Consider the following 18,582-nt stretch of genomic DNA (forward strand, 5'->3'; position numbering starts at 1 on the left):
GGCACGAACCGGTGCCGCCGCGCGTTCGCAGCCATATGGAGCTGGGAAACCCATCCCCAATTCACGAAGCTGGCACACCCGCGCGAATACCCGACTCCCGGGCTCTGATAGGTGATAGAGATCACTTGCACGGCCACAACACCGTTGTCGCCGGGTATGGCTTTCGCTTTGCGAGCCTCCGGCATGGAGGGCCCCAGCAGTGGACGCCCACGACGAGTTCCCCGCAAGCGCTGCCCTCAGCTTGATGCTGGCGGTGGTTGCTACTTCCGATACGCCGCTGCTCCTACTTGCTGGCGACCTCACGGTCATCGCTGCCAGCACATCATTCTGCCTCGCCTTCGACATCGATCCTGCGACCGTTCGGGGCAAGCCTGTGCTGGCGATAGGTGACGGGGAATGGAATGTGCCGCAGCTGGGTTCGCTTCTCATGGCGACGGCTTCGGGCGCCGCCGAGATCCACGCCTACGAGCTCGATCTCCGACGTCCGAACCTGGGTGTCCAGCACCTGGTGCTCAACGCCCATCGAGTCGACTACGAAGACAAGGTCCACGTGCGGCTGCTGTTGGCAGTGGCCGACGTCACGCAGGCGCGAGCCAGCGAGAAGCTCAAGGACGACCTGATCCGCGACAAGGCCATACTTCTGCGCGAGGTCCAGCACCGCATCGCCAACAGCCTCCAGATTATTGCCAGCGTTCTCTTGCAGAGCGCTCGGCGGGTTCAGTCCGAAGAGACGCGCGGTCACCTCAAGGACGCCCACAGCCGGGTGATGTCGATTGCATCGGTACAGCAGCAACTGGCCCAGTCGACCGAAGGAGACGTGTCCCTCCGCCCCTACTTCACGCAGCTTTGCTCCAGCCTGGGCGCATCGATGATCGAAGACCCCGCAAGGCTTTCCATTCAGGTTGCCGTCGACGACGCCGTCGTCAGCTCCGAAGCCTCGATAAGCCTGGGTCTAATCGTCACCGAACTGGTCATCAACGCCCTCAAGCACGCCTTCCCCGAGGGCCGCCCGGGCAAGATCACCGTCCATTATGGCGCGCATGGTCCCAACTGGACCCTGTCGGTCTTCGATGATGGGATCGGCATGCCGACGGACCCACAAGCCGCCAAGCCCGGACTGGGCACCAGTATCGTCGAAGCACTCGCCAGCCAGCTCGAGGCCGATGTGCGGGTCGGCAGTGCAGCTCCGGGCACCAAGGTCGAGATCGTCCACTCCGGCCTGGCGCTCGTCCACGATGCCGCGGCGCAGGCCGTCTGATCCTTCGCCTTACCCCGTCGGCGCTGCGTCACCCTTCTTCGCCCCATTCGGCCCGATGCCGAAGACGAAGCGACCGTAGAACCAGCTGACGACCAGCAGCGCAATGCCGAGCCCGAGGAACGAGCCGACCCGCCACAGACCCTCGAGCCCGCCGACATCGTAGAAGAACACCTTGCCGATCGTCGCCAGCACCACCACCAGCGATCCGGCGCGCAGCGCTAGGCTCGAGAAGGCGACGCCGGCCCAGAGCAGCGCGAAGCCATAGGCAAGCATGCCGATCGAGTACGAGTAGAGCTCGAGCTGCCCCGATACGATCCCCGGCCCCATGAGCGTCGGCCCATGGATCGCCTGCCGGATGACGACGAGGATGGTGATGAGCCCGCCCAGTCCGCCGAACGCCGCCAGCCCGCGCGCGAACTGCAACCAGCCCAGCCGCCGCGACAGCCAGGCGATGCCGAGCAGCAGGATCGAGGGCAGCCCGATGCCGGTGAGCGCGACGTTGAACACCGCCGGACCGGGGACATCCATGATCGGCCAGAACCGGAACACCGGCAGCATCACCGCCACCACCATGGCGGCAGCGACCACCACCGCCACCCCGACGCCGGCGCGGAAAAGCTCGGTACGTCCGGTCCTCCAGGCGGCGTAGACCGCCGCCAGCGCGACCAGCGCCAGGGCGTTGAACCACCACGATCCGGTGATCAGCGGCCGGTCGAACAGCGCGTAAGGCGACCCGGGCAGGATCAGGAAGTGGATGGCCAGCGCGATGAGGGCAACCGAAACCACGTCCAGAGCCCGCGGCACCGCCGTATAGGCAACGCGAGCGAAGGCCGTGGCCGCGCCCAGCAAGAGCAGCCCCGGCAGGAGCAGCAGAGTCACCGGCTCGTTGTTGAAACCCACCGTCGGGACGAAGTCGAGCCAGCCCGACGCCTCGATATCGTAGAACATCGTCGTCCCGGCGGACAGCACTTGGCCCACCGCCAGCAGCACGCCGTAGAGCACGGCGTAGATCACGTGCATCTGCTTGAGCACCAGCGCCCGGTACCTGAGATAGAGCAGCGATAGCCCGAACGCCTGCAGGGCCGCCGTCAGCGCATAGAACCCGGGATCGAGCACCAGCCCAAGCGCCAGCGACAGGAACGCGCTGGCGCCGACGGCAAAGCCGGCCGACGCCCCATACCCCTCGGCCGGCTGTCGCAGCCGCACGGCAAGCCACCCGAACACCGCCGCGATCGCCACCGCTATCGCGGCCCACAGATACGGCGCATCCCGCGCGCCCGCCCAGCCATCGAGCTTGACCACGAGGATCACGAACAGCAGGGCCGAAAGCGCCGCGATCTCGAACGAGCGCCGCGCCTGGTCAGGCCCGGCGCGGAACTGCAGCACCAGCGCCCCGAGATGGATCGCGCCGAGGACGACGGCGAACGCCAGGAACGTCGGCCCGTCGGGCCGCTCCCAGGCGCCGAGCGCGAACAATGCGGCGCCGAGCGAGGCAACCCAGGCCGGCGCCAAAGCCGGCCCCTGGCGCGCCACCAATGTTGCGCCACCAGCGCCGATAAGCACGATCGCAACCAGCAGGGCCAGGTCGAACGCGTGCCAATAGACCGCCAGCGCCAGTAGGACCGAGGCCGCGAGGAAGCCCAGGTTGACGAGACCGACCTTGGGTCCCTCGACGCCCCCGTCCTGCCGCAACGGCAATATCGCTGCAGCAGCCGGTATCGCGGCCAGCAGCAGGTAGAACACCGCAAGCAGGACCGTGTCATTGGTGCTGGGCAACAGCGCCAAAGCCCACAGCGCCGGCGCAACGATCGCGGGGACTGCCTGCCCCCACCAGCCGTTCCAGCGGATGGCGAACATCGATACCGCCAGCAGCACCACGACATAGGTGGCCAGCATTGCGTTCGATGTTTCCGGCGACCATGCAAACAGCGGCGACAGGTAGCCACCGAGCAGACCGACCAGCATCACCCGCTGGCCGAACTGGCTGGCAATGGCGATCGCCGCAATGGCGAGCAGCCCGGCGCCGGCCAGTGCCACCACATCCGGCACGAGGTGGAACACCGCGGCGGCAAGGAACGTCGTGCCATAGCCGACTGCGATCGCCGCCGTGGCCAGCGCCGAAGCGATGCGCTCACCATTGGCGATTCCGCGCGCCTTGACGAAGAAGGCCGCGGCCAGCAATCCCGCCGCGGCAAGTCCGCAAAGCGCCACGCGTACTTCCGGCGTGAACAAATATGCGCCCGACTCGATCGCCCAGTTGATCAGGAAGAACCCGGCGATCAGCAGCATGATCGCGCCACCCCAGACTGGCAGCCGGACGCCTAGCGTCTTCTCCCAGTCGACCGGCTCGCGTGGCGGGCGTGGAGGCTCCGGCGGGCGCGGTGTCGCCGGCGGGCGCGGTGTCGCCGGCGGTGGCAGGCCTGCCGCACCGGCGCCTGCCGGCGTCTCGGCCGTCACCTGATCCGGCTTCGGCCATGCGGGCTTCCGCGTCGGCACCTTCGGCGCAACGGGCAGTTCGGACGGGATCTCTATCGCCTCGGAAACCGCAGGCTGCGCCACCGCCGCAGCAGCAGCCGCTACCGCCGCCGGCTTCAACTCGGCAGGTATCTCGATCGATGCCGGGACGGTCTCAGGCGCCGGCGCCTGCGGTGTTTTTCTCGGAACGAAGACCCCGGTGCTCTCGGCCACCGCATCGAGCCGGCTGGCGACCCGCCCCACCTGTCCCTCGAGCTCGCCGATCCTTCGTTGTAGCGCCGATAGTCTGTTGCTGAAAACAACGGCCGCCACGATACCGGCGACAACAAAAAGCAGCAGCCATTCCATGCGCGACCAAGCCCCTCAAGCCCCCGGCCACGCTGGCACGGAAGACTACGCGGGTAAACTACTGTCGGAAGCGCCACACAGGCGAGATCAGCGAGCGCTTTCAGGAAAAGTTGCAGACTTTTCCGGTTCGAAAGCGCGACAACTCAAGAACTACTGGCGGCGCTAGATATGCTGCACCGCGCCGGCGATGGCTATGACGACACACAGTGCAACGATAACCACATAGATCGCGATCCTGGTCCATCGTCGGACCAGGTCTCTGGGTTCAGGCTCTGCCACATTCCCTCCGGGGCGTGTTCTTGTTGTTGTTGCGGCGCGCTAGCGGCCGAAACAGGATGCCGCCCCCGAGTCCCAAATCGAACGCCGCGGCGCCCCAATCGCCTGCAACAATGGCAGAACTGCGAACACTGCCCAGTTTTCACCTGCCGGCTGGGGCTGCTCGGGGGCCGGCGATCGATGCTTCACGCAAGCTAGAACGAGAAATTCCGAGCCAACGACGGGGCGATGACCGGCCGCAGGACACCGGCTATAGTCCTCGCATGCCAGACGGACACACCACCTTCGGCCCCTTCGTGCTCGACGGGACGGCGCGCGTGCTGTGCCGCGACGGGCAGCCCTTGCCGCTGGGCCAAAGGGCGTTCGACCTCCTCGCGGCGCTGGCCGATGCGAACGGCGCGGCGGTCGACAAAGATACGCTGATGAGCCGGGCCTGGCCGGGCCTCTTCGTCGAAGAGGCAAACCTCTCGGTGCAGATCGCCGCATTGCGCAAGGCATTGGGCAAGCGGCCGGATGGGCAGGAGTGGATCGCGACCGTGCCCCGGGTCGGCTATCGGCTGCCGCGGTTCTCGGACAGCGAAGCTCCGCGCGGGCCCTCGGTGCAGCGTCCGGTCGTGGCGGTGCTGCCGTTCGCCACCCCGCCCGACGATGCCGAGCAGGCCTATTTCGCCGATGGCGTGGTCGAGGACCTGATCACGGCCCTGTCGCGCTTCAAGACGTTCGCCGTGGTGTCGCGCAACACCGCGTCCAGCTATCGCGAGCGCGGGCTCGGGCCGGAGGAGATCACCGCGCTGGGGGTGCGCTACCTGCTCGAGGGGACTATCCGGCGGCGGGGGCCGCAATTGCGGGTCAGTGTGCAACTGATCGAGGCGGAGACGGCGACCCATCTCTGGGCGCAGCAATTCGACGGCGACGGCTCCGAGCTCTTCGCCTTCCTCGACCGCATCGTCGAGGCCGTGATCGGCTTTGTCGAACCAGAGATCCGCAAGGCCGAGATCGAGCGGGCGCGGCGCAAGCACCCCGGCAGTCTCGATGCCTACGACCACTATCTCAGGGCCTTGCCGCTGTTCCGCGGCACCTCGGCGGAGGTGCGGGCCGAAGCGATCCGGCTCCTCGAAGAATCGGTGCGGCTCGATCCCGGCTTTGCCACCGGGCTCGCCTATGCGGCCTGGGCCTACGAACGACAGGAAACCTTCGGGTTGGGCGCGACACCGACCGAACGGGCGCGCGGCCTGCAGCTCGCCGAGGCGGCCCTCGTCGCTGGCTCCGACGATCCGCTCGTCGGAGCGATCTCCGGGCTGGTGCTCATGGCGTTCGGCGGGCAGTGGCAGCGTTGCCTCGCCATGATGGGCGAAGCGGTGGCGGCCAATCCTAACAACCCCACCGTGCTGTCGCTCACGGCGTTCTGCAACATGATGTTCGGCGATCTCGATTTCGCCCGCGACCTCTATCTCAAGGCGTTCCAGGCCTCGCCCGGCGCCCTCGACAATTACGAGCTCCTGGTCGGGGTCGGTCTCTCCGACCTGTTCAAGCACGAGTATCAGCAGGCGGCCGACTGGTCGCTCCGCAGTGTTGCCGCCAATGGCGACTGGCTCGCCGCCTACTGGACGCTGGCTGCGGCCTACGCCCACCTCGGCCGCATCGACGAAGCGCGCGGCGCCGTCACCGCGATCCGCGAACGGGCGCCGCACCTGCGGGTGTCGAGCATGATCCGCAACGGCAATCGCTTCCCGCAGCCGTTCCGCACCGAGCGGCACGACGTGCTCATCGACGGCCTGCGCAAAGCCGGGCTGCCCGAGTAGCCTCCAATCGAATTTGGATCATTTTGGCCCCGCCTTTGGGACACAAAGCAGGGTCGGGCCGCAGTCTCGCTCGTACCGGTGAAATCCACCGGACCACGCGAGGAGCTGAAGATGAAATCGATCGATACGCCGACCGCCCTATTCCTCACCGAACAGCCGAGCCTGTTGTCCCGGGCGCGGCGGTGGCTGGCCGACTGGCTCGCCGAAATCTGCGCCAGCGACGAAGCCCCCGCCGATCCAACGGCGCAGTTCACTTCCCGCGACTGGGCCGACCTGCCGACGCATCATCCTGAGGTGGATGAGTGAGCGCCGCAGCACCATCAAACCATCTCTCGCAGCAGGCGGGCAGCTCGTGTCGAGAGCGAGCGGTAGATGCTGGCGGCGCCAAGCAAAGCGGTCAGCAGCACCGCGCCCAGTTCCACCGCACCGATCGTGGGCAGGCTGATCGAGAATTCGACGTCGAGCAACACCTGGGTCAGCAGCCAGGCAACGGCGGTGCCGAAGATCACCGACAGCACCGCGGCAAAGGCCGCGATCAGCGCGAACTGCAGCATGATCACGGCAACGATCTCGGGATGGGTGGCGCCGAGCACCTTGTTGATCACCACGTCCGCACGCCGCTGTTGCTGCCCGGCGCCGAGACTGCCAAGGAGCACAAGCAGACCGTTGGCCACGGCCAGCCCGCCGACCAGCGAAGCGGCCAGCGAAAGCTGGCTGAGCGCCATGGTGATCAGCTTGAGCGTTTCGCCGATGGCGATGAAGCGCACGTCCGGCAGGGCGCTGCCGAGCTGCCGTTCCAGTTCGTCTTCCTGGCCGGGTTTGGCGTTCACCGCCGCCAGCAGGGTCGATGGATAGCCTTCCAGCACACCCGGTGAGAAGGTCACGAGAAAATCGATGCCGCCCTGCCACGAATACTCGCGGAAGTTCCGGATTTCCGCCACGAGCTGGTCGCCGAAGATATCGAAGGTCAGCCGGTCCCCGAGCCTGAGGCCGAGGCCCGCCCTCAGGCTTTCATGCACGGAAACCAGCGGTGGGCCGGCATATTGATCCTCCCACCACCTGCCCTCGACGAGCTTGGATGTCGGCGGCAGCACCTGCCGATAGGTCAGCGGTATTTCGCCCGAGAGCAGGAAGCCCGCTTCCGATCCCCGTTGGCGAAGCTGGGACGCCGGTGTGTCGTTCACGCTCGCAAGCGATCCGCGCAGCATCGGCGTCACCGTAAAGCTAGCCAGCGGGCTGTCCTGACCCTGCAGCGTCTCAAGCGTCGCGACTTCATCCTCGAACAGATCGGATGCCACGAGCGTCGGTGCGTCGAACGCCGATGCGCCCAGGTACTCGTTGCTGAGGTTGAGCTGCAGCACCAGCACGATGACCAGCATGGAGAGCGCCATGCCCAGCGACACCACCACCGATGTCGCGTTCGATCCCGTAGCCGAGATGCCGCGCAGGGCAGCGCGGACCAGCCGGTTGCGCGGCTCCGGCAAGCGGCTGAGAATGCCGCGCGCCGCGACGATCGCCATCCGGAACAGGGTCGCCGCCACCACGCTGACCACGGCGAACGCTCCCACCAGCACCGGCGCGTTCGTCATGAGCGAGGCGAGCACGAGGAAGGCTGCAATGGCGAGGACCATCGGCACGATGACCGCGGGGCGGAACAGCGCGCGCCAGTCGATCGGAGGGGTACCGACGCCCTTCGACCGGAAAAGCGCTACCGGCCGGATCGTCTCCGCCTGCTGCAGCGGCAGGTACGAGAACACGAAGGCGATGATGCAGCCGATGCCGGCCGCCATTGCCAGCGGTCCGACATGCACACCCTGCGGCAGCCCTACGCCGATGATTTGTCCCACGATGGGCGTCGCCACCAGCGCGAAGCCCCCGCCCACCAGCAGCCCCAGCCCGACGCCAATCGCCGTCAGGAGGGCGATCTGGACCGCAAAGTGCACGAGGACGCGGCCGCTGGTCGCTCCGAGGCTGCGGAGGACGGCGATGACGTTCGAGCGCTCGGCGATATAGGCCGAAATGCTGGTCCACACACTCACGCCGCCAATCAGCAGCGACGCCAGTCCCACGATCGCCAGGAACTGCATGAACATGTCGTAGTAGCGAACCATGGGGCCGAGCCCGTCGCGGGCCGATCGAACGGTCCATCCGCTGCTCCCGAAGCGCTCCTCCATCGCATTCCGGACTGCTTCCTTGTCCCCTCCGGCGAGCAGAACCTTGTAGCGGAAGAATGTGCCGAGGCCCGGCAGCGGCGAAGTGCGGTCGGACAGGACCGCCAGTGCGTCGGTCGAGATCATCGCCGGCAGCCCGAGGCGGAAGCCACGCACCACATTGTCCGGTAGACCGGTCAGCGTCCCACGGACCACGAACTGCGTGCCGCCTAGGATGATGACGTCGCCCACTCCGATGCCGAGCTGGTCGAGCATCAACGGGCTGACCAGCGCCCCGAACGCGCCGTCCTGCAGCGCGAGGAGGTCGAACGCCGACACGTCAGGCGGCATGGCGGAACCGCTGATCTGCCCAAGCAGCGGATAGCCCGGGCCGACCGAGACGAGGTCCGCGAACGCATCCCGCTCTGGCGTGCTGGCGCGCACATTGGTGTCCACCACGCTCGCCACCCGGCCGAACGTCTCGAGGGCCGCGATTTCGTCGTCGGCCGCGGGCCGATCGGTGCGGGACATCTCGATGTCGCCGCCCATCAGCAGCGCCGCGTTCTCGTCGACCGCCTGCCGGATGGTGGCGCCGACGGAACTGACACCCGCGAGCAGTGCAGTTCCGAGGAAAAGGCAGGAAATCAGCAGCCCGAAGCGTCGCCAGTCGCCGCGCATGTCGAGCAGGCCAATGCGGATCGCTGCGGCAAGGCCACGCATCAGGAGGACTTACCGGTGGTTTCCGTCAGCACGCCGCGTTCCATGGCAAAGACCCGGTCGGCCCGCGCGGCAAGGCCGGGATCATGCGTTACGAGCACTACGGCAGTCCCCCGGCGTCGCGCCAGGTCGAACATCAGCTCGATCACCACGGCGCCTGTCGCCTGGTCGAGATTGCCCGTCGGCTCGTCGGCCAGCACCAGTTTGGGTTCGGCGATCATGGCGCGCGCCAGGCCGACGCGCTGCTGCTCGCCGCCCGAAAGCGCCGATGGGCGATGCGACAGTCTGTCCCCAAGGCCGACCGAGGTCAGCGCCGCCGCCGCCGCGGTGCGGCAGTCCGCCAGGCTCTGACCGGGAGATGCGATCTCGAGCGCGAGCGCCACGTTATCCAGCGCCGAGAGCGACGGAATGAGATGAAAGCTCTGGAACACGATACCGACGTTCCTGCGGCGAAACAGTGCTAGTTGATTCTCGGTAAGATCGTTAAGTTGCTGCCCCGTGACTTTTATGGATCCAGACGTGGGCTGTTCGAGGCCGGCAAGCAACATCAGGAGCGATGTCTTGCCGCTACCGGACGGACCGACGATGGCCACTACCTGGGACGCCTCGACTTTGAGCGATACTCCGCTAAGAATGGAGAGTGTTCCCGTAGACGTAGCGACTTCGAATCGAACGTCCTCGACTGCCACGACGGAGTTAGATTGCTGGACGTCCAAATTGGAATCTCAATCACTGGATTCGGAGCTTGACGGAGTGATCTGTCACAGCTGAGAGCCGAAGCAAAGTGGCCGCGCACGGAAACCACATCATGATGCCGGCTTCTACCGTTGCAGCCAACACGCAGAGAGAACCGTGTCAAAGTACAATTTTTCGGCGATATCTATCCTGTTAGCAGCCATCGCCCTTGCGACGCCATCAAGTGCCGCACAGGACGGGTTCGCCAAGTTGAGCTCATATATCGGGGCCTGGAGCGGCGCCGCTGCACTCGTTGGCGGCGAAGAACCTGAGCCATTTCGCTGCCGATTGACTATCGCTCCCGGGAACGAGGGAAAGATCAACTATGCAGGCCGGTGCAGCCTTGCTAGCATGAACCTCTCCGTGAGCGGGACAATCGCCTACGATGCAGCGAAGGGGCGCTATCAGGCGGTGATGAGCTCCAATGCCGGGTTCACGGGGTCGGCCGTTGGGAGTGAGACCGACGGCAAGATCAGTTTCGACCTCAGGGAGCGCCAGGTCGACCGCGGCGGCAACGACGTGCGAATCGGCGCCACGATCATCCTCGCGCCTGAAACCATTGCCGTGAACTTCGAGGTCGAGTTCAACGATTCCGGTCAGATACTGACGGCAGCAGTGCCATTCTCAGCCCAGCGGTGAGCTGTCGGCGACTGGATGCCGGCGTCATCCTGGAAACGTGATCGCTGAGAGTGCTCAGACCGGCAGCCCGGCCTTTCGTGCGCCATCGAGGACCATCTCGATCTGTCTAGGCTGGTCCCCCCTCCGGGTGAGCCGCTCTGCCATGACGTATTTTGGATTGATCGCCATCAGTTCGGCCCAGACCTGCCGCGCCTCCTCGGTTCTCCCAAGATGGCCCAGGGCGGAGGCAAGGTATCCACGCGACCAATCGGTGTTGGGCATCAGCTGGATACGCTCACGGAACAGCGCTGCGGCCGTCTCAAAGCGGCCGGCGAAGAAATAAGCCATGCCGAGCAATTGGAGATGCAGAAGGGTCGTGCCCAGGGACGGGTTGAGCCGCATCGCCCGCTCAAAATGGGGAATAGCCTCGAGCGGCACCTCATCGACGAGGCAAACTTGGCCCTGCAGGTTGCTGGCAATCTCAGCATCCGGATTGAGCGCTACTACGATCGCCGCCTCACGGCGAAACCGGTCGAAATCGCGGGCGAACATTGCTGTGATTGCCGATTCGAAATGACCGCCAGCGTGGTCCGGCGCAAGCTCGACCATTCTGTCCCCCAGCCGCTTCGCCTCCATGAGCGAGCGGTCGGGGTCGTCGCTCCACCGGTTCAGGTAATCCAAATTGTGGGCGAGCGCGAGCGTGCCCATCGCATCCACGTAGGATGGATCGCGCTCGATGGCGCGACGGACCAGACCGGTCGCGCGCTTGTACACTTCCACATTCTGGGTCGGCCCGGAGAGGAACGCGCGGGCGCGCATCAGCAGATCCAGTGCCTCGATGTCGTTGGTTCCGCCGGTGGCCGCCTGTGCCGTTTGCGCCGGCGTCAGTTTGACCTTTAGGACATCAACGATCCGCCGGGTCACTTCATCCTGGATGACGAAGACGTCGGCCAGCTCGCGATCGAAGGTCTCTGCCCAAACGTGGGCGCCGTTCTCGGCGTCGGCGAGCTGCGCGCTCATGCGCAAGCGATTGCCGCCACGCCGCACGCTACCCGACAGTACGTAGTGTACGTCGAGATCGTTGCCGACCTTACGCACGTCCACGTCGCCGCCTCGGTAGGCAAAGCTCGAATTGCGCGCAATCACCACCAGCCCCGGGAGCTTGCCCAGGGCGACGATGATCTCCTCTGCCAGCCCATCGGCGAAGAACGCCTGTTCGGGATCGCTGCTGAGATTGACGAACGGCAACACCGCGATCGAGGGCTGCTCATTGCGGGCTGGCGAGGCCGAAGAGGAAGGCGAAACGAACCGGTACCCGACGCGCGGCACCGTTACGATCCAGTCGCCGCCGGTGGGCGAGCGCCCGAGAGCCTTGCGGAGTGCGGCGATCTGAACCGAGAGGTTGCTTTCCTCGACAGCGAGCCCGGCCCAGGCTGCATCCATCAGTTCGGTTTTAGTGAGAACCTCGCCCGGGCGCCTGAATAAGGTTGCCAACAACGCGACGCCCCGGTGGCCAACCAGCAATGGCTCGCCGTTCTTCGTGGCCAGCTCTGCGACCACGTCGATTGCGAACGGCCCACAGATGATCCGCTGGTCCGACATTTGCCCCGCTTCGAAATGGCTTTTGGAACTATTCGGCGAGATTTCGGCGAAGTTTCAATACCCAAGCCAGCGCCCAGGCAACACTCCTCCCGTTGATCCAATGGAATGAGGGGAGGACCGACAAATGTACTTCTACCACGAGAGCTACCACGACGCCTATTACGCCGACGCCGCCCTGGAAGACTTGAGATCCCGGGATCGGCGCGACGACGACCGGACCTATGAACCTATCCGGATCCCGGCGATCCTGAACTGGCTGGTCATCGTCAGCGTCGGTCTCTCCGTCATCGTCACCGCCATCCAGGCTCTGAGCTGAGGCGACGGGGATAACCATGGCGCGAAGTATTCGCAAAATGCGGTTGACGGAGGCTCATGTGGCTCTCCTTCCGGCCAGGATCGACGACCCGCGTCCTCCGCCGCATGACGGCGGTGGGTCGCCGCCTGACAGCTATTACTCCTCGACCACCGCGGCGCTGATCGATGCGGTGCCGTCGAATGGAGATATGTGGCTCTTCGCCTTCGGCTCGCTGCTCTGGAACAAGCGCTTCACCTCCGTTGAGGAGCGGCCGGGTGTGGTCCGCGGCTGGCATCGCGACTTCTGTCTCGGCCCCGACACCCGCTTCAGGGGCAACCCCGAAGCGCCCGGATACATGCTCTCGCTTGATCGAGGGGGGCAATGCAAAGGCATGGTCTATCGACTGCCACGCGAAGGCCTCTTTGCGAACATCGAGGGCCTGCTGCGGAAAGAACCCCCGTTCCCGCCCAAATGGGTGACAGTGGTGACGGCGCTGGGAACGGTCCGGGCTATCTCGCTGGTCCACCCGGGAAGGGGCACGGAATACGCCGGTCATCTCACTGACGAAGTGGTCGCCGATGCGCTCGCCCGGGCGGTTGGGATGATGGGCTCGATGGCTCAGTACGTCTATCTAACGGCACTGCACCTGGAGCAGTTGGGCTTGTGCGACGACCGGCTGTGGCGGATGCAGGAAATGGTCGCCGAGCGGATCGAGCGAGCCTTTCCTGGCCGAATCCCCGGCTGACCGCTCAGGCCATAAATCCCGTCTACATTTGCCGCGGCGCGAGGCCTATCGGGTGAAGGCGCGGCCGGCCGCCAACAAGCGGAGGCCGGCCTGACACCGCGGGTAACCGGTCAGTTGAAGACCGACGGCACGACGTCGGTGCCCTGGATCAGCACCGCATTGCTTTTTGGCTTCACATAGTTCGCGCAGCCGCCGGCGACGGCTGACGAGTTGGTGGTCTGCAGTTTGGCGCCGGAGAGCAGGACCTGCAGCCCGCTTAGCGGGGAATAGACGTTGCCGTTGCCGATCTTGATCTTGCAGCTCTTGGTGGCGCACTGCAGGCCCGCGGCGCTGCCGTTGCCGATGGACTTCTCCTGATACGCAACCAGGGTGACGGCGTCGTTGGAGTTGAAGGTCTTCACCTTGATGCTGCCGCCCGTGCAGTTGAAGATCTTCAGCGGGCCGCCCTCGGCATTGAAGATGGGCCCCGGCCACGGCACTGCCTTGACTTCGTCGGGGTCGATGCCGTTCTTTTCCAGTTCGGCACGCAGGCCGGCGCCTTCGTTGGGATCCCGCAGCAGCCGCTGCGCAGCCTCGGCGGTGGTTATCTCAGCCAGTTGCGAGATGCCGGCCTGCGCGTGAGCGGCACCGCTCGCTGCGATCAGCATGAACCCCGCCGACAGGGCAGCGCCCAGTAAGCCAGAAATCTTCATCTTCGATGTCCCCGATCCTGAAGGCGGGCGAAGCGCTGCAAACCGGTTTCCGGCCGCAACTGCCCGCGAATGCCGGTAGACTGGCAAAACAGTGTTTGGACATTATTTGATTTCCGGCAGCACGCCGGATGAGGTCGGCTTCGCGCGAAACGCAGATGTCACCGATCTCGCGGCGCCTATGGCCAACCTTCGGGAGCATTCGGCGTCCAGGGGCCCGCAATGAACGTCGCTTCCTTGTCGCCGGTCCAGCGGGGCATGGTGATGCAGAGGAACTCGAGCGGGTCAGTACCGGTGCAGCGATACTGGAATGCGGTCCCGACCGGAATGTCGATGGATACGCCGGTCGTCAGAGCGGTCGTCTGCTCCCCGGAGCCGTCGCGCCGCCATATCTGCCCCTCGCCCGAGAGAATGTACCAGAACTCGCTCACCGTGGCGTGGACGGTGGCCCGATTCACCTGACCTGGTGGGACGGTGGAGTGGATCATGTCGCCCGTGTCGCCCCCGATCAGGTAACGGACCTCCGCCCCTGCGGGGGAACGGGCCTGTGCAGCGGATGGAAACGGGCGGGTCTGCATGGGGAACCTCATCCCAATCATAAGACATTCGGCGACCCCCGGTGAAGAGATGGTTCCAGATCGCTTCGGCGGTCCCTGTCTCCAGGCGGGAGCTCATCGTCCGCTTCGCGCCAGAAGCGGACACTCAGGTTTGTTCACCTGAACCTTGAGTCGTCTCACTCGTGCCATCTGCGACGACCGAAATCTGTGGTGGCGAGTGCGTGAGCCAGCAGCCTCTTCGCGGCCGAGGCCGCAGCGTCAGCATAGCTGCAATCGCCGTGGACCATGATCATCAGCATGGCTCCCTCAATCAGCAGCATTAACTCGCGCGCCCGCTCTTTGGAATGTTCAACACTCGCGGTGGCAAGGGCGTCCGAGAGGTAGTTCTCGATAGCGGCCTTGTGTCGCCGCGCAATTGATCGTGCGGGGTGCCCCGGCAGATCGGCGAGTTCCGTCGCAAGGCGTGTGAAACCTGATCCAGCCCATTTCGGTTTGGACGACCAGACAACCAACTCCTGAAACAGGGCGTCGATGAAGGCCTCCGCATTTCCTGTAGGTCCGATGCCGAACGGGTCGGACGTCATGAAAACGCGTTCGTGTTGCGCCGCAAGCACCGCCGCCAGCAGGTCATCTTTGCTGGGGAAGTGGTTGTACAAAGTGCGCTTGGTTACGTGAGAGGCTTCGGCAATCTCGTCAACGCCGCTGCGAAAGAAGCCCTTCCTGCGAAACTGCCGAAAGGCGGCCTGCAGGATCTCTTCTCGCGTCTCGGTGACGGAACGAGGCATCCGGCGATCTTACCCGTCGCCAGAGTATACCCGCTAGTGAATTTACATCCGGGCCAAACCAGCGATCCGATGCAACTTAACCTTACAGGCATGAGGTCATCGCGATGGACGCGCTCTCCGAGAAAGTCGAACGTTTCGATGTTGCGGGCTGGCAAGACTATCCGGACGCCATGGTCGCCGAGCTGCGTAGCGTGGCCGGCCCGCGCAACGTATTGACCTCTGCCAGTTCCACTGAGCGTTTTCGTAAGAGCTTTCGCGGCTCTCTCGGGGAGGCAGTTGCTGTCGTTCGGCCGAAAACCTTGATCGACCTCTGGCGGGTCCTGCAGACCTGCGTAAAACACGACGCCGTGGTCATCATGCAGGCGCAGAACACCAGCCTAACCGACGGCGCCACACCCGATGTCGGCTACGACCGTCCCGTGGTTGTCGTCAACACGCTCAGGCTCGATGGCATTCAGCTGCTCGACGGAGGCAGGCAGATCGTAAGCTTGCCTGGGGCTACGCTCAGCCAGCTCGAGCGGCTGTTGAAGCCACTCGGCCGCGAACCTCACTCGGTCATCGGCTCGTCTTGCGTTGGCGCCTCGATTGTCGGCGGGGTGTGCAACAACTCCGGCGGCTCGCTGGTGCGGCGCGGGCCAGCTTACACCGAGCTCTCGCTTTACGCTCAGGTCGACGCCGCTGGCAAACTCGAGCTGGTCAATCACTTGGGCATCCGGCTCGGCGATACACCCGAGGAAATCCTGACCCGTTTGCAGAATGCAGACTACTCCCCGGCGGATGTGGTGACTGAGGCCGGCCCCGCCTCCGACAGCGGGTACGCCGATCGCGTGCGCGACATCGACGCGCCAAGTGCCGGGCGATTCAATGCCGATCCCACGCATCTGCACGAAGCCTCGGGTTCGGCCGGCAAGCTCTGCGTCTTCGCCGTCCGGCTCGACACCTTTCCCGCCGACCCCGACCCGGTGGTCTATTACATCGGCACGAATGAACCGGCAGTGCTGACCAGCCTGCGTCGCTTATTGCTGGCGCAGTTGAAGGTGCTGCCGATCGAATGTGAGTATATCAATCGCGCCTACTTCGATGCCTGCCGGCGCTACGGCCGCGACACTTTCCTGCTAGTCCACTATCTGGGGGCCGAGATCATGCCGCGATTTTTCGCCCTGAAGCGCTCGCTCGACGCCAGTCTTAGCCGATTGAGATTCATGCCGCGCAACTTTGTGGATCGCGCCACGCAGGCACTGTCGAGCATGTGGCCGGAAATGTTGCCCAAACGGGTTCGCGCCTATCGCAACCAGTACGAGCACCACCTAATGCTCAAGGTTTCGCAGCAGAGCGCCGAGCAGGCGGAGGCCATCCTCGCCGCGCTACTGGGCGGTGATCACGGCGGGTGGTTCCGCTGCACGCAGGACGAAGGCGAGCGGGCTTTCCTCAACCGCTTCGTTGCTGGCGGGGCCGTCATACGGTACCGCATCTTGCACCAGAAGGAGATTGCCGGTGTTTTGTCGCTCGACGTGGCCCTGCGGCGCAACGACGACGAGTGGTACTCGCTCTTCCCCCCGGAGATCAGTGACAAATTCCAGGCGCAATTACACTGCGCACATTTCCTATGCCACGTGTTCCACCAGAACTACGTGATCAAGAAGGGAGTCGACGTGGCGGCGCTGAAAGTGCGCATGCTCGAGCACCTCGAAGCCCGCGGGGCGCAATATCCGGCCGAGCACAATGTCGGCCACCAGTACGCCGCCAAGCCTGCTCAGGTCGCGTTCTACCGCCGGCTCGACCCTACCAATGCCATGAACCCAGGCATCGGCAAGACGACAAAACTAAAGAACTGGCGCCTGGCGAACGAGTGACCGGGGTTAGCTCCCAGGGGGGCCGCGAGTAGCCGCCCCGGTGCCAATCTCCTTGTGGGGAAGTGTTGCAATTTCCTGGAAGCCTGCTCCAGGGTCACTGCTTGAGCAGCCCGAGGGCGAAGAATATGGTCAAAGAATGCTCTTGCAGACAGACGTTGATCGCATAGCAGCAGAACTGGCCGACTTGTGGCGTGCAGGCCGCGAGCGGCAAAGGCTTACCGACGAATATCAGCTCGATCTGCCCACAGCATATCGTGTTGCCAAGGTGGTGCGCGAACGAAAGGCTGAAGGCGGTGATCGCTGGATAGGACGCAAGATCGGATTCACCAACCACCACATGTGGGAGGTGTATGACGTCAAGGCGCCCTTCTGGGCCGCGATGTACGAAAGTTCCGTGCAGGATAACGACGGTACCCTCAAGGTAAACGGCTTCCCCAATCCCAAGATCGAACCCGAGGTCATCTTTGGTCTCAGCGCGGCCCCTGCGGCAGGCATGAATGAAAGAGATCTGCTTGGCTGCATCAATTGGGTTGCGCTCGGGTTCGAGCTGGTCTCGTCGATCTACCCCAACTGGAAGTTTCAAGCCCCCGACGCAGTTGCCGGCTTCGGACTGCACGCCTTGCTAGCAATTGGCGAACGTGTCGCTGTCTCAAGTAGGGCAGACTGGATAGATCGGCTGGCGGCGTTCCGACTTCAACTGTGGCGCAATAGGGTGCTGTCTACCGAAGGTGGCGGGTTGGATGTGCTTGGCAGCCCACTGACCGCACTGCGACACCTCAATGACGTCGTGAACGATCCGGCGTTCGGTCCACCACTGGCCGCGGGTGAGATCATTACTACGGGAACGCTCACGCTCGCCATGTCGGTCAGTCCGGGCGAGACTTGGACCGCAAGGGCCACTGGGATCGATTTGCCCGGAATATCGGTGGTGACAGAGTAGCGGTGCCGCCGACGTCTCTACCTCGATGTCTCGGTTCAGACGACGTGTGCGGATCGTTCGACCTAACAAATCGGAATTCTAGAAGGCGGCCTATTCCCGCGCGCGCAAACTGGCGCGGGAATTGCTGTGGGGGCCCAGCGTTCGCTCCGCGCCCAAAAGCGGTTCGTCTACCCTAACTTTGCCGGATGAGCGCCGCGGGTCATTGTGGGCGCGCCCGTCGCCAGCCGAATGGGCACCGGCCAGTGCGACTTGCCTCGTCAGCGGGCGTTTGACGGCGATGCCGTTCTGGTCTTGCCCAATCCAAGCCTCGAACAAGTATCTGTCTTCAAACGATCTCGCTTTCGAGCCAGGTGGGCAGGCCGCCGGTCGATCCGCTCACAACAGCTGCCAAGACTGCCCGAGCAGCCCTCGTCAGAATTCCTTGCAGAAGAACATGTTCATGAGCGAGGTAAACACAAAATCCTGCCTCGCCGGGTCCTGCTCCGCCGCGGGTGATGGCTTCAGGGCTTCACACGCGACATAGGCCCTTTCGACGAAGATCTCGGGCGTGAACATCGAACCGTCGGCAGCGATCGAAGGATCGGCGTTCTCCTGCGCTAGTTTCAGATGCACCGCCGCCGTGCCGAGCACGCATGCAGTGTATCGGTCGTCGGCACTCAGATCTTCTGCCAGACTTCCGCAGGTGGTCAGTGAAAGGGTGGCAAGCCCAACCGCAAAGAGGCGGATCACTTTGAAGC

16 protein-coding genes are annotated in these 18,582 nt (G+C 64.5%); 8 read left to right on the plus strand and 8 right to left on the minus strand.

The features are described 5' to 3' along the window. Positions 1–244 precede the first annotated feature (244 nt). Positions 245–1,258 (plus strand): sensor histidine kinase, encoded by a 1,014-nt coding sequence (locus tag ACOYW5_RS06875; protein ID WP_423069420.1) that lies wholly within the window; start codon positions 245–247, stop codon positions 1,256–1,258. A 9-nt stretch (positions 1,259–1,267) separates the two neighbouring features. Here ACOYW5_RS06875 and ACOYW5_RS06880 read toward each other — a convergent pair whose 3' ends face one another. Further along, complete coding sequence (locus tag ACOYW5_RS06880; RefSeq protein ID WP_423068506.1) at positions 1,268–4,081, minus strand: DUF2339 domain-containing protein; 2,814 nt, start codon at positions 4,079–4,081, stop codon at positions 1,268–1,270. A gap of 539 nt (positions 4,082–4,620) precedes the next feature. Between ACOYW5_RS06880 and ACOYW5_RS06885 the strand changes: the two genes are divergently transcribed. Continuing rightward, positions 4,621–6,159: a winged helix-turn-helix domain-containing tetratricopeptide repeat protein gene (locus ACOYW5_RS06885; protein WP_423068507.1), complete on the plus strand. Its 1,539-nt coding sequence runs from the start codon at positions 4,621–4,623 to the stop codon at positions 6,157–6,159. A gap of 111 nt (positions 6,160–6,270) precedes the next feature. Further along, positions 6,271–6,465, plus strand: coding sequence for a hypothetical protein (locus ACOYW5_RS06890; RefSeq protein ID WP_423068508.1), 195 nt, complete (start codon positions 6,271–6,273; stop codon positions 6,463–6,465). Between the two features lie 14 nt (positions 6,466–6,479). Here ACOYW5_RS06890 and ACOYW5_RS06895 read toward each other — a convergent pair whose 3' ends face one another. Together ACOYW5_RS06895 and ACOYW5_RS06900 are read right to left on the minus strand one after the other, a co-directional pair. Continuing rightward, positions 6,480–9,029 carry an ABC transporter permease gene (locus ACOYW5_RS06895; RefSeq protein ID WP_423068509.1) on the minus strand — a complete coding sequence of 850 codons (2,550 nt, stop codon included), beginning with the start codon at positions 9,027–9,029 and terminating at the stop codon, positions 6,480–6,482. Beyond that, on the minus strand, positions 9,029–9,715 hold the full coding sequence (locus tag ACOYW5_RS06900; RefSeq protein ID WP_423068510.1) for an ABC transporter ATP-binding protein: 687 nt from the start codon (positions 9,713–9,715) through the stop codon (positions 9,029–9,031). The genes ACOYW5_RS06895 and ACOYW5_RS06900 overlap by 1 nt, the downstream gene beginning before the upstream one ends. Before the next feature lie 397 nt (positions 9,716–10,112). Between ACOYW5_RS06900 and ACOYW5_RS06905 the strand changes: the two genes are divergently transcribed. Beyond that, the gene (locus ACOYW5_RS06905; RefSeq protein ID WP_423068511.1) at positions 10,113–10,400 is read left to right on the plus strand and encodes a hypothetical protein; all 288 of its coding nucleotides are present in this window, start codon (positions 10,113–10,115) and stop codon (positions 10,398–10,400) included. A 54-nt stretch (positions 10,401–10,454) separates the two neighbouring features. Here ACOYW5_RS06905 and ACOYW5_RS06910 read toward each other — a convergent pair whose 3' ends face one another. Continuing rightward, positions 10,455–11,981 (minus strand): winged helix-turn-helix domain-containing tetratricopeptide repeat protein, encoded by a 1,527-nt coding sequence (locus ACOYW5_RS06910; protein ID WP_423068512.1) that lies wholly within the window; start codon positions 11,979–11,981, stop codon positions 10,455–10,457. Between the two features lie 124 nt (positions 11,982–12,105). Here ACOYW5_RS06910 and ACOYW5_RS06915 point away from each other — a divergent pair, with 124 nt between their 5' ends. Together ACOYW5_RS06915 and ACOYW5_RS06920 are read left to right on the plus strand one after the other, a co-directional pair. Beyond that, a complete protein-coding gene (locus ACOYW5_RS06915) occupies positions 12,106–12,297 on the plus strand; it encodes a hypothetical protein (protein ID WP_423068513.1) in 192 nt (63 codons plus the stop codon). Between the two features lie 16 nt (positions 12,298–12,313). Beyond that, positions 12,314–13,021: a gamma-glutamylcyclotransferase gene (locus ACOYW5_RS06920; protein ID WP_423068514.1), complete on the plus strand. Its 708-nt coding sequence runs from the start codon at positions 12,314–12,316 to the stop codon at positions 13,019–13,021. 110 nt (positions 13,022–13,131) lie between these two features. Here ACOYW5_RS06920 and ACOYW5_RS06925 read toward each other — a convergent pair whose 3' ends face one another. The 3 genes from ACOYW5_RS06925 to ACOYW5_RS06935 all read right to left on the minus strand — a co-directional run bounded on the left by ACOYW5_RS06925 (position 13,132) and on the right by ACOYW5_RS06935 (position 15,052). After that, positions 13,132–13,713, minus strand: coding sequence for a hypothetical protein (locus ACOYW5_RS06925; protein ID WP_423068515.1), 582 nt, complete (start codon positions 13,711–13,713; stop codon positions 13,132–13,134). A 176-nt stretch (positions 13,714–13,889) separates the two neighbouring features. Next, the gene (locus ACOYW5_RS06930) at positions 13,890–14,288 is read right to left on the minus strand and encodes a cupin domain-containing protein (protein ID WP_423068516.1); all 399 of its coding nucleotides are present in this window, start codon (positions 14,286–14,288) and stop codon (positions 13,890–13,892) included. A 155-nt stretch (positions 14,289–14,443) separates the two neighbouring features. Next, positions 14,444–15,052 (minus strand): TetR/AcrR family transcriptional regulator, encoded by a 609-nt coding sequence (locus ACOYW5_RS06935; protein WP_423068517.1) that lies wholly within the window; start codon positions 15,050–15,052, stop codon positions 14,444–14,446. A 104-nt stretch (positions 15,053–15,156) separates the two neighbouring features. Here ACOYW5_RS06935 and dld point away from each other — a divergent pair, with 104 nt between their 5' ends. Further along, positions 15,157–16,905, plus strand: a complete 1,749-nt coding sequence (dld, locus tag ACOYW5_RS06940) for a D-lactate dehydrogenase (RefSeq protein WP_423068518.1) — start codon at positions 15,157–15,159, stop codon at positions 16,903–16,905. 136 nt (positions 16,906–17,041) lie between these two features. Continuing rightward, positions 17,042–17,845, plus strand: a complete 804-nt coding sequence (locus ACOYW5_RS06945) for a 2-keto-4-pentenoate hydratase (protein WP_423068519.1) — start codon at positions 17,042–17,044, stop codon at positions 17,843–17,845. Positions 17,846–18,256: 411 nt separating this feature from the next. On the opposite strand, the gene ACOYW5_RS06950 is transcribed toward ACOYW5_RS06945, so the two are convergent. Next, entirely contained in the window at positions 18,257–18,574 is a 318-nt protein-coding gene (locus ACOYW5_RS06950; protein ID WP_423068520.1) for a hypothetical protein, read from the minus strand. Positions 18,575–18,582: the final 8 nt, after the last annotated feature.

It is taken from the genome of Devosia sp. CN2-171 (assembly GCF_049354815.1).
In the GTDB taxonomy this organism is placed as follows: Bacteria; Pseudomonadota; Alphaproteobacteria; order Rhizobiales; family Devosiaceae; genus Devosia_A.